The sequence below is a fragment of the Micromonospora sp. D75 genome (assembly GCF_018070405.1).
GTDB classification, from domain to species: Bacteria; Actinomycetota; Actinomycetes; order Mycobacteriales; family Micromonosporaceae; genus Micromonospora; species Micromonospora chalcea.
Genome location: NZ_JAGPXV010000237.1, coordinates 1 through 8,265 on the forward strand (window position 1 = coordinate 1; position 8,265 = coordinate 8,265).

Consider the following 8,265-nt stretch of genomic DNA (forward strand, 5'->3'; position numbering starts at 1 on the left):
CCTCGTGGCGGTCCTGATGACCGCCCTGTACCGGGGTGCCCGGCGGGCCGACGCGCTGCGCCTCTACCGCGCCACGCGGGACCTGCTCGTGGCCGACTTCGGTGTCGAGCCGGGCCCCCGGCTCCGCGAGGTGCAGCGGCGGGTGCTCGCGGGCGACGACCGCCTGGACCGGGTCGGCCGGCCGATGCACGAGATCCGGGTGAACGACGAGAGCCTGCCGTGGAGCGTGGGCGGCCACCCGGCCCTGGACTTCTGCAACACCCTCGCCGGTTGGGGGCGCGAGTCCCCGTTGCCCGGCGCCGAGTGGCTGCGCGGCTATCGCACCCTTGCTGTCTGGGCCGGCCATGTCGGGCTGGTGGACGAGGTGTCGATGAACCGTCTGCTTCACCTCGCCCGGCGCGATCCCGGCACGGCGGAGGTGGTGCTCGACGAGGCCCGTACGCTCCGCGCCGCGCTCTACGCCAGCCTGGTCGACCCGGACGACGGCCCGGCCTTCGAAGCGGTCGCCCGGGCCGCCGAGGCCGCCGCCCGTACGCTCGCGTTCCGGCGCGCGGTCGACGGACGCGGTCGCTGGTGGCCGGACCTCGCCGCCGGCCTTCGGGTGCCGGTGCACGCCGCCGCGTTCAGCGGCGCGCAACTGCTCGCCGATCCGGCCCGGTTCACCGTGCGGGCCTGCCCGGACCGGAGCTGCGGGTGGTTGTTCCTGGACGAGAGCGGGCTGCGCCGGTGGTGCAGCCTCGGGACGTGTGGCGGCCGGGCGGGCGTCGCCTGCCGGAGTTCCTGACGACGGGAGCTGTCGGCAGCTGGTGGGCCGGGGCGGATACGCTCGCCGGGATGCCGAGTGACGCCGCACCCGACCAGTCCGCCGCCGACGGCTACCTGCAACGCGCCCATCTCCTCGCCGAGCTGGGCCGCTACGACGAGGGCGTCGGCGAACTCACCGCGCTGCTCGCGGACGAGCCCGGGCACCTGCCCGCGTTGACCATGCTGGCCCGGATGCACCTGGCCGCCGGGCGTCCGGCGGAGGCGCTGGCCGTCGCCGAGACGGCCGTGACCCCAGTTCCGGACGCCGTGACAGCCGACGGCGAAACGTCCGCCGTCGAGCCGCCCACTGCCGCTGAGACGTCCGGGACGCGTGCCGCCGAAGCGGCCGGGGGTGTCCTGCCGGTGCTCGTGGCCCGTGGCTTCGCGCTGCTCGACCTCGAACGCTGGAAGCCCGCAGCGGCCACCGCCGACGAGATCCTGGCGCGCGGTCCGGGCGACGCGTACGCGCAGCGCAGCGCCGCCGCCATTCTCTCCGCGTCGCGCAACGGGCAGGCGGCGCTGGACGCGGCGTGGCGGGGTGTCGAGCTGGCCCCGGAGGAGCCGGAGGCGCACCTGGTGCTGGGCCTGGTCGCGGTGCGGCTGCAACTGTTCGACCTGGCCGAGCGGGCCTACCGGGAGGCGCTGCGGCTGGACCCGGAGCTGGGCGAGGCGGGGCAGGACGTGGGCGTGGCCCGGCTGGAGCGACGCCGCTACGCCGAGACGCTGGAGCACCTGACCGCGCTGGCTGACCTGCCGGTGGCCCGGCCCGACCCGGTCCGGACCGTGGACGACGGCATCCGGCGGCTCCTGCTGGCGGTGGCCGGCTGGTCGCTGCTCGCGAGCCTGCTGGCCGGCGTCCTGGCCCCGGCCTCGTCCGGCGCGTCCCGGCTGTTCGCGGCGCTGTCGGTGGCCGGCGTGGCGGTGCTGCTGCGGCGTCCGGCGACGTGGCGGCCCGGCCTGCGGGAGGCGATGTCGCGCGGCCTGGCCGTGCCGGTCTGGGCGGCCGCCGCCGCGGTGCTGCTGCTTCTCGTGTACGCGCTGGTCGGCAGCCCGTGGCCGCTGGCCGGGGTGGTGACCGCGTCGGTGGTGGCCGGACTCACCGCGTTCGCTCGCCGGTGAGAGGGTAGGAGGACCGGAAACACCGGCTCAAGGAATGCGGGGACCCGTGCTCACCGTCAATGCCTACGCGGCGACGTCCGCGACCGAACCGCTCGTCCCGACCACCATCGAGCGGCGGGATCTCGGCCCGGACGACGTTCTCATCGACATCAAGTTCTCCGGCATCTGTCACTCCGACATCCACACCGCGCGCAGCGAGTGGGGCCCGACCCGCTACCCGATCGTGGTCGGCCACGAGATCGCGGGCGTGGTGCGTGAGGTCGGCTCGGCGGTCACGAAGTTCGCCGTCGGCGACCGAGTCGGCGTCGGCTGCCTGGTCGACTCCTGCCGGGAGTGCGACAACTGCCGCAAGGGGCTGGAGCAGTACTGCCTGAAGGGCAGCACCGGCACGTACGGCGGGGTGGGGCGGGACGGCAAGCCGACCCAGGGCGGCTACTCGCAGGCCATCGTGGTCACCGAGGACTTCGTGCTGCGCATCCCGGACGGCATCGAGCTGGACGCCGCCGCGCCGCTGCTCTGCGCCGGCATCACCACGTACTCGCCGCTGCGGCACTGGAACGCCGGGCCGGGCCGCCGGGTTGCGGTGATCGGCATGGGCGGTCTCGGCCACATGGCCGTGAAGCTGGCCCACGCGATGGGCGCCGAGGTGACTGTGCTGTCGCAGTCGCTGAAGAAGCGGGAGGACGGGCTGCGGCTCGGTGCCGACCACTACTACGCCACCTCGGACGAGGAGACGTTCCGTGAGCTGGCCAACTCGTTCGACCTGATCATCAACACGGTCAGCGCGACCCTCGACATGGACGCGTACCTGCGGCTGCTCGCGGTGGACGGGACGCTCGTCAACGTGGGCGCGCCCGAGGATCCGCTGTCGGTGCACGCGTTCTCGCTGATCCCGGCCCGCCGGTCGTTCGCCGGGTCGAACATCGGCGGCATCGCGGAGACCCAGGAGATGCTCGACTTCTGCGCCGAGCACGGGCTGGGCGCCGAGATCGAGGTCATTGGAGCCGAGAAGATCAACGAGGCGTACGAGCGGGTGCTCGCCTCCGACGTGCGCTACCGCTTCGTCATCGACGCGTCCACGTTCTGACGACCGCGTGCGAAGGGGCCGCGTCCGTGCCGGGCGCGGCCCCTTCTCGCGTACGTCAGGGCTTGCGTGCCCAGGTCCAGGCGTAGCCGTCGTCCTCGCAGTCGGCGGCCGCGTCGCAGAGGTCGAGCGGGCGGAACGTGTCGACCATGACCGCCAGCTCGTCGAAGAACTCCGCGCCGATCGAGCGTTCGGCCGCGCCCGGCTGGGGGCCGTGGGTGAAGCCGGACGGGTGCAGCGAGATCGAGCCCTGCTCGATGCCGGAGCCGCGCCGGGCCTCGTAGTTGCCGCCGGTGTAGAACAGCATCTCGTCGGAGTCGACGTTGTGGTGGTTGTACGGCACCGGGATGGCGGCCGGGTGGTAGTCGACCTTACGCGGCACGAACGAGCAGATCACGAAGTTCGGGCCCTGGAACGTCTGGTGCACGGGCGGCGGCTGGTGGATCCGCCCGGTGATCGGCTCGAAGTCGTGGATGGAGAACGCCCACGGGTACATGTGCCCGTCCCAGCCGACCACGTCGAACGGGTGGTTGGCGTAGACGTACCTCGTCCACCCGCGGCGGTGCTTGACGAGCACCTCCACCTCCTCGCCGTCGACCAGCAGCGGCGTGTCCGGTCCCCGGACGTCGCGCTCGCAGTAGGGCGCGTGCTCCAGGAACTGTCCGCGTACGGAGAGGTAGCGCTTGGGCGGCCCGATGTGGCCGGACGCCTCGACGGCGAGCAGCCGGGTCGGTTCGTCGCCGGTGGGCACGAGGCGGTGGATGGTCGAGGTGGGGATGACGACGTAGTCGCCGGCGACCGCGTCGAGCACGCCGAACGGCGACTCGACCCGCATCGACCCGGCCTCCAGGTAGAGGCAGTGGTCGCCGGTGGCGTCGCGGAACAGCGGCGACGGGCGGTCGGCGAGCACGTACGCGATGCGTACGTCGTCGTTGGCGAGCAGGTACTGCCGGCCGAGCACCGGGTCGGCGCCGGTGCCGTCGAGCTTGTGGGTGCGCAGGTGGCGCGGCTTGAGCGGCAGGTTCGGCACCCGCGTGACCGTGGGCGGGGCGAACTCCTCGGCGGCGAGGATCGCGGTCGGCGCGTGGCGGTGGTAGAGCAGCGACGAGTCGGAGGAGAAGCCCTCCTGGCCGACCAGTTCCTCCGCGTAGAGCGTGCCGTCGGGCTGGCGGAACTGGGTGTGGCGCTTGCGCGGCACGTCGCCGATGCTGCGGTAGTACGGCATTTCGCCTCCCGATATGTCCCGTTCTCCGGCCGATGGCGTCCGATAATCGGACGCTGTTGTCCGTTCCTCGTAGCGTCCCGTACATTCTTGTCTCGTGTCAACGCAGGTGCCCCGCCTCCTCTCCGGCCTGGTGGACGACGCCGCGGTCTTTCCGCCCGGAAACGCCGCGCTGCCCGACGCGGTGACCGCGCACCGCACCCACCGCGCCGCCTGGTACGCCGACATGGTCGGCCCGCTGCTGCTGCCCGCCTCGGAGATCCAGCGCGGGTCGCTGCGCGGCCTGGTGGACCCGGCCGAAGGGCTGGTCATCGGGCTGATCGGCGACACCGGCCTGGACCAGCTCCCGCAGGCGCTGGACGCGCTCGCGCCCGACGGGGTGACCGCCCGGCAGATCGAGGCGCCGGTCGCCAAGCGCGGCGAGGACCCGCAACCCGGGCTGTCCGAACTGGTCGCGCTCGCCGACCAGCTCGACGGCACCGCTGTCTACGCGGAGATCCCGCTGACCTTCGGGCTGATGGGCGCGCTCGACACGCTCGCCGAGGCGCGCGCGGGCGGGCTGCCGGTGGCCGCCAAGTTCCGTACCGGCGGGCTCGCCGCCGAGCTGTTCCCCACCCCGGTCGAGCTGGCCGCGGTGATCTGCGCCTGCCGGGACCGTAAGCTGCCGTTCAAGCTCACCGCCGGGCTGCACCACGCGATCCGGCACCGCGACCCGGAGACCGGCTTCAACCACCACGGTTTCGTCAACGTGCTGGGCGCCACGCTCGCCGCCGTCGGGGGCGCCGAGGTGGACGGCGTGGCCGAGCTGCTCGCCGCCACCGACCCGGTCCGTGTGGTCGAGCCGGCGCGGGCGCACCGCGACGCCGAGCGCCCGCTCTGGGTCGGGTACGGCTCGTGCAGCATCTCCGAACCACTTACCGATCTGATCCGGCTGGGGCTGGTGAACGGAGGCTTCGAGGCATGACCGAACGCACCGAGCGGAGCGAGGGCCGTGAGGGCGTGCCCAGTCTGCACGGCATGAGCGAACGCACCGAGCGAAGCGGAGTGCTGGCATGACCTGGGTACCAGGGGCGGCGGGGTCGGCGTACGGGGTGACGAACCTGCCGTACGGCGTGTTCCGACACGGCGAGGGCGAGCCGCGTATCGGCGTCCGCATCGGTGACTTCGCGCTGGACCTGGCCGGCGCGGAGGCCGCCGGTCTGGTGCTGGCCGGCGGGGCGCTGGGCCGGCCGACGCTCAACGCCTTCATGGCGCTCGGCCGCCCGCAGTGGACGGCGGTCCGGCAGCGGGTCGTCGAGCTGCTCGCCGAACCGGAGCACCGGGCGGCGGTCGAGCCGCTGCTGGTGCCGCTGCGCGAGGTCGAGATGCTGCTGCCGTTCGAGGTGGCCGACTACGTCGACTTCTACTCCTCGGAGCACCACGCCTCGAACGTCGGGCAGATCTTCCGGCCCGGCCAGCCGCCGCTGCTGCCGAATTGGAAGCACGTGCCGATCGGCTACCACGGCCGGGCCGGCACCGTGGTCGTCTCCGGCACCCCGGTGATCCGCCCGACCGGGCAGCGCGCCAGCGCGCAGGGCCCGACCACCGGCGCGTCGGTACGGCTGGACATCGAGGCCGAGGTGGGCTTCGTGGTGGGCGTACCGAGCCGGCTGGGCGAGCGGGTGCCGGTGGCCGACTTCGCCGACCACGTCTTCGGCGTGGTGCTCGTCAACGACTGGTCGGCCCGGGACATCCAGGCCTGGGAGTACCAGCCGCTCGGGCCGTTCCTCGGCAAGTCGTTCGCCACGTCCGTCTCGGCCTGGGTGACGCCGCTGGAGGCGCTCGCCGACGCGTTCGTACCCGCGCCGGACCAGGACCCGCCGGTGCAGGACTATCTGCGCGACACGCCGCACCTCGGGCTGGACCTGACGCTGTCGGTGCAGTGGAACGGCGAGCGGGTCGCCGAGCCGCCGTTCGCCGGCATGTACTGGACCCCGGCGCAGCAGCTCGCCCACCTCACCGTCAACGGCGCGTCGCTGCGTACCGGCGACCTCTACGCCTCCGGCACCGTCTCCGGTCCGGAGCGCGGCCAGGTCGGGTCGTTCCTGGAGCTGACCTGGGGCGGGTCCGAGCCGGTCAAGTTCGCCGACGGCAGCGAGCGGACGTTCCTGGAGGACGGCGACACGGTGACGATCACCGCCACCGCGCCCGGCCCGGACGGCACCACTGTCGCGCTGGGCGAGGTCACCGGGACGATCCTCCCGGCCCACTGAGTTCTGCCTTCCCGAACGGCCCCGGTCGCACCCGATGTGCGACCGGGGCCGTTTCCTTCCGCGTTTATCGCTCCGGATCACGTACGCCCCGGACGGCGGCTCCCGGCCGGAACGGAGTCGCCGATGGTGCCGGGTCGGGGGGCGTACCCGGGTAGCCGAACAGGAAGGACGAGCATGACCGAGTTGACCGGCGCCGTCTGGCGCACCAGCAGCCGCTCGAACGATCAGGGCCTCTGCGTCGAGGTGGCGACGAACGTGGTCGCCGCGCACGGCGTGGTGGGCGTACGCGACTCCAAGGACCCGGACGGCCCGGCGCTCGCGGTGAGCCCCCCGGGCTGGGCCGCGTTCGTCACCGCGCTGCGGGGCGGTTCGTTCCGCGGCTGACCGTCAGTGCCACACCCCGGTGCCCCGACGATCGGGGCACCGGCGGTGGAAATGTCACAGCGAGGCTCCCCGTTTCCGGTCACGGCCCGTACCCGGGTAGCCGAACAGGAAGGACGAGCATGACCGAGTTGACCGGCGCCGTCTGGCTCACGGCGGTCAGCTCGGTCGAGCTCCTCGGCGGCGGCGGGTTCGGGCCCGGCTCGACCTGGCGGGAGACCCGCGTCCGGCCGGACGGCGGCGCCGAACCGGAGGAGTTCGAGGTGATCGAGGCGGTCGCCCCGAGCCGGCTGGTGCTCGGCTCGCGCGGCGCCGGCGCGGACTACCGCATCACCTGGACGCTGCGCACCGTCGAGCGGCGACGCCGCGGCTGCACCGAGGTCACGGTCGAGCAGGAGGCGGCGCCGACCCGCCCGTACGGCCGGGTGTTGGCCCTGATCCTCGGCGGCCTGGCCGCCCGCGCGGTGGAGGGCGCGCTCCGGCGCGACCTGGCCGACCTGGCGCTGGCCGCCGGACCGGCCCGGTCCTCCGAGGCCGCCTGAGTCGACCTGGCCGCTCGCCGCGCCCGGCCCGGACCTGGCCGGTAGGGTGCCGGGTCGGAGGTGACGGATGGCGAAGGCCGCGAGGCGGCGGGCCGTGGTGGCGCTGGTGGCGGTACTCGCCGTCGCGGCGACGGTCGCCGTGGTGGTCCGGGTGCTGGCGCCGGCCGAGGTCGAGACCGTCGCCCGGGAGCCGTACCCGGCGGCGCCCGCGCCGACCGCCGGGGTGATCGGGCGGCTGCCGGTGGCGCCGCTCGTCGTCGACGGCCGGCTGCGCGTCTACGCGGGCGCCCGTCAGGTGTACGCGGACCAGCCGGTCAGCGGGCGGCACCGGGTCACCCCGTTCTGGTCGTACCGTCGCTGGCCGGCCACGTTGACCGCGGTGCTCGCCCAGGACACCACGGTGGTCAGCCGCTGGTCCGACGGGAAGCTGGTGGCACTGGACGCGCGTACCGGACGGGTCGCCTGGCGGGCCGACGGCCCGGAGCCGGGGCCGGTGCCGGAGCCGAGGCGGACCTACGCCGGCACGGTCTGGGACCCGGCCGGGCTGCACGTCGCTCGTGCCGCCGGCCGATCCGTGCTGGTGTCGGCGGGTCCCCGCGGGGTCGGCGGGTACGACCACGCCGACCGGCGCCGGCTCTGGCGCGCCGACCTGCCCCGCGACTGCCGGGCCGACGTGGGTACGACAGCCAGCGGCGAAGTGGTCGGGGTGGACAGCTGTGAGGGCCCGCCCGCGGTGGAGCTGCGGGACGCGGCGACCGGCACGGTGCGGACCCGCTGGCGTCCCCCGGACGTGCCGGATCAGCTCGTGGTCACGCCGGTCGGCTGCCCGCACGGGCACTCCGGCTGCCGCGGGTTGCGTAC

9 protein-coding genes are annotated in these 8,265 nt (G+C 74.0%); 8 read left to right on the forward strand and 1 reads right to left on the reverse strand.

Annotated elements, in window-relative coordinates:
• The 3 genes from KBX39_RS15960 to KBX39_RS15970 all read left to right on the forward strand — a co-directional run.
• Positions 1-784, forward strand: a 784-nt coding sequence (locus KBX39_RS15960) for an ABATE domain-containing protein (protein WP_210871284.1), incomplete at its 5' end; no start/stop codon positions are given.
• Positions 785-834: 50 nt separating this feature from the next.
• Positions 835-1,923 carry a lipopolysaccharide assembly protein LapB gene (locus KBX39_RS15965; protein WP_210871286.1) on the forward strand — a complete coding sequence of 363 codons (1,089 nt, stop codon included), beginning with the start codon at positions 835-837 and terminating at the stop codon, positions 1,921-1,923.
• Positions 1,924-1,969: 46 nt separating this feature from the next.
• Positions 1,970-3,010, forward strand: coding sequence for an NAD(P)-dependent alcohol dehydrogenase (locus KBX39_RS15970; RefSeq protein ID WP_312247446.1), 1,041 nt, complete (start codon positions 1,970-1,972; stop codon positions 3,008-3,010).
• Between the two features lie 55 nt (positions 3,011-3,065).
• Here the strand turns inward: KBX39_RS15970 and KBX39_RS15975 are convergent, their stop codons facing one another.
• On the reverse strand, positions 3,066-4,232 hold the full coding sequence (locus KBX39_RS15975; RefSeq protein WP_210871290.1) for a homogentisate 1,2-dioxygenase: 1,167 nt from the start codon (positions 4,230-4,232) through the stop codon (positions 3,066-3,068).
• A gap of 94 nt (positions 4,233-4,326) precedes the next feature.
• Here KBX39_RS15975 and KBX39_RS15980 point away from each other — a divergent pair, with 94 nt between their 5' ends.
• The 5 genes from KBX39_RS15980 to KBX39_RS16000 form a co-directional block, all read left to right on the forward strand.
• A complete protein-coding gene (locus tag KBX39_RS15980) occupies positions 4,327-5,193 on the forward strand; it encodes a hypothetical protein (protein WP_210871293.1) in 867 nt (288 codons plus the stop codon).
• 88 nt (positions 5,194-5,281) lie between these two features.
• Positions 5,282-6,481, forward strand: coding sequence for a fumarylacetoacetase (gene fahA / locus KBX39_RS15985; protein ID WP_210871295.1), 1,200 nt, complete (start codon positions 5,282-5,284; stop codon positions 6,479-6,481).
• Positions 6,482-6,655: 174 nt separating this feature from the next.
• Entirely contained in the window at positions 6,656-6,865 is a 210-nt protein-coding gene (locus KBX39_RS15990; RefSeq protein ID WP_043327931.1) for a DUF397 domain-containing protein, read from the forward strand.
• A gap of 119 nt (positions 6,866-6,984) precedes the next feature.
• Positions 6,985-7,404, forward strand: coding sequence for an SRPBCC family protein (locus KBX39_RS15995; protein ID WP_210871297.1), 420 nt, complete (start codon positions 6,985-6,987; stop codon positions 7,402-7,404).
• Positions 7,405-7,471: 67 nt separating this feature from the next.
• Positions 7,472-8,265, forward strand: a 794-nt coding sequence (locus tag KBX39_RS16000) for a PQQ-binding-like beta-propeller repeat protein (protein WP_247660258.1), incomplete at its 3' end; no start/stop codon positions are given.

Bases quoted from the DNA above. Each gene is read 5' to 3' on its own strand.
- KBX39_RS15975 (WP_210871290.1), bottom strand. From the start codon at position 4,232: ATGCCGTACTACCGCAGCATCGGCGACGTGCCGCGCAAGCGCCACACC.
- KBX39_RS15995 (WP_210871297.1), top strand. From the start codon at position 6,985: ATGACCGAGTTGACCGGCGCCGTCTGGCTCACGGCGGTCAGCTCGGTC.
- KBX39_RS15990 (WP_043327931.1), top strand. From the start codon at position 6,656: ATGACCGAGTTGACCGGCGCCGTCTGGCGCACCAGCAGCCGCTCGAAC.
- KBX39_RS15965 (WP_210871286.1), top strand. From the start codon at position 835: ATGCCGAGTGACGCCGCACCCGACCAGTCCGCCGCCGACGGCTACCTG.
- fahA (WP_210871295.1), top strand. From the start codon at position 5,282: ATGACCTGGGTACCAGGGGCGGCGGGGTCGGCGTACGGGGTGACGAAC.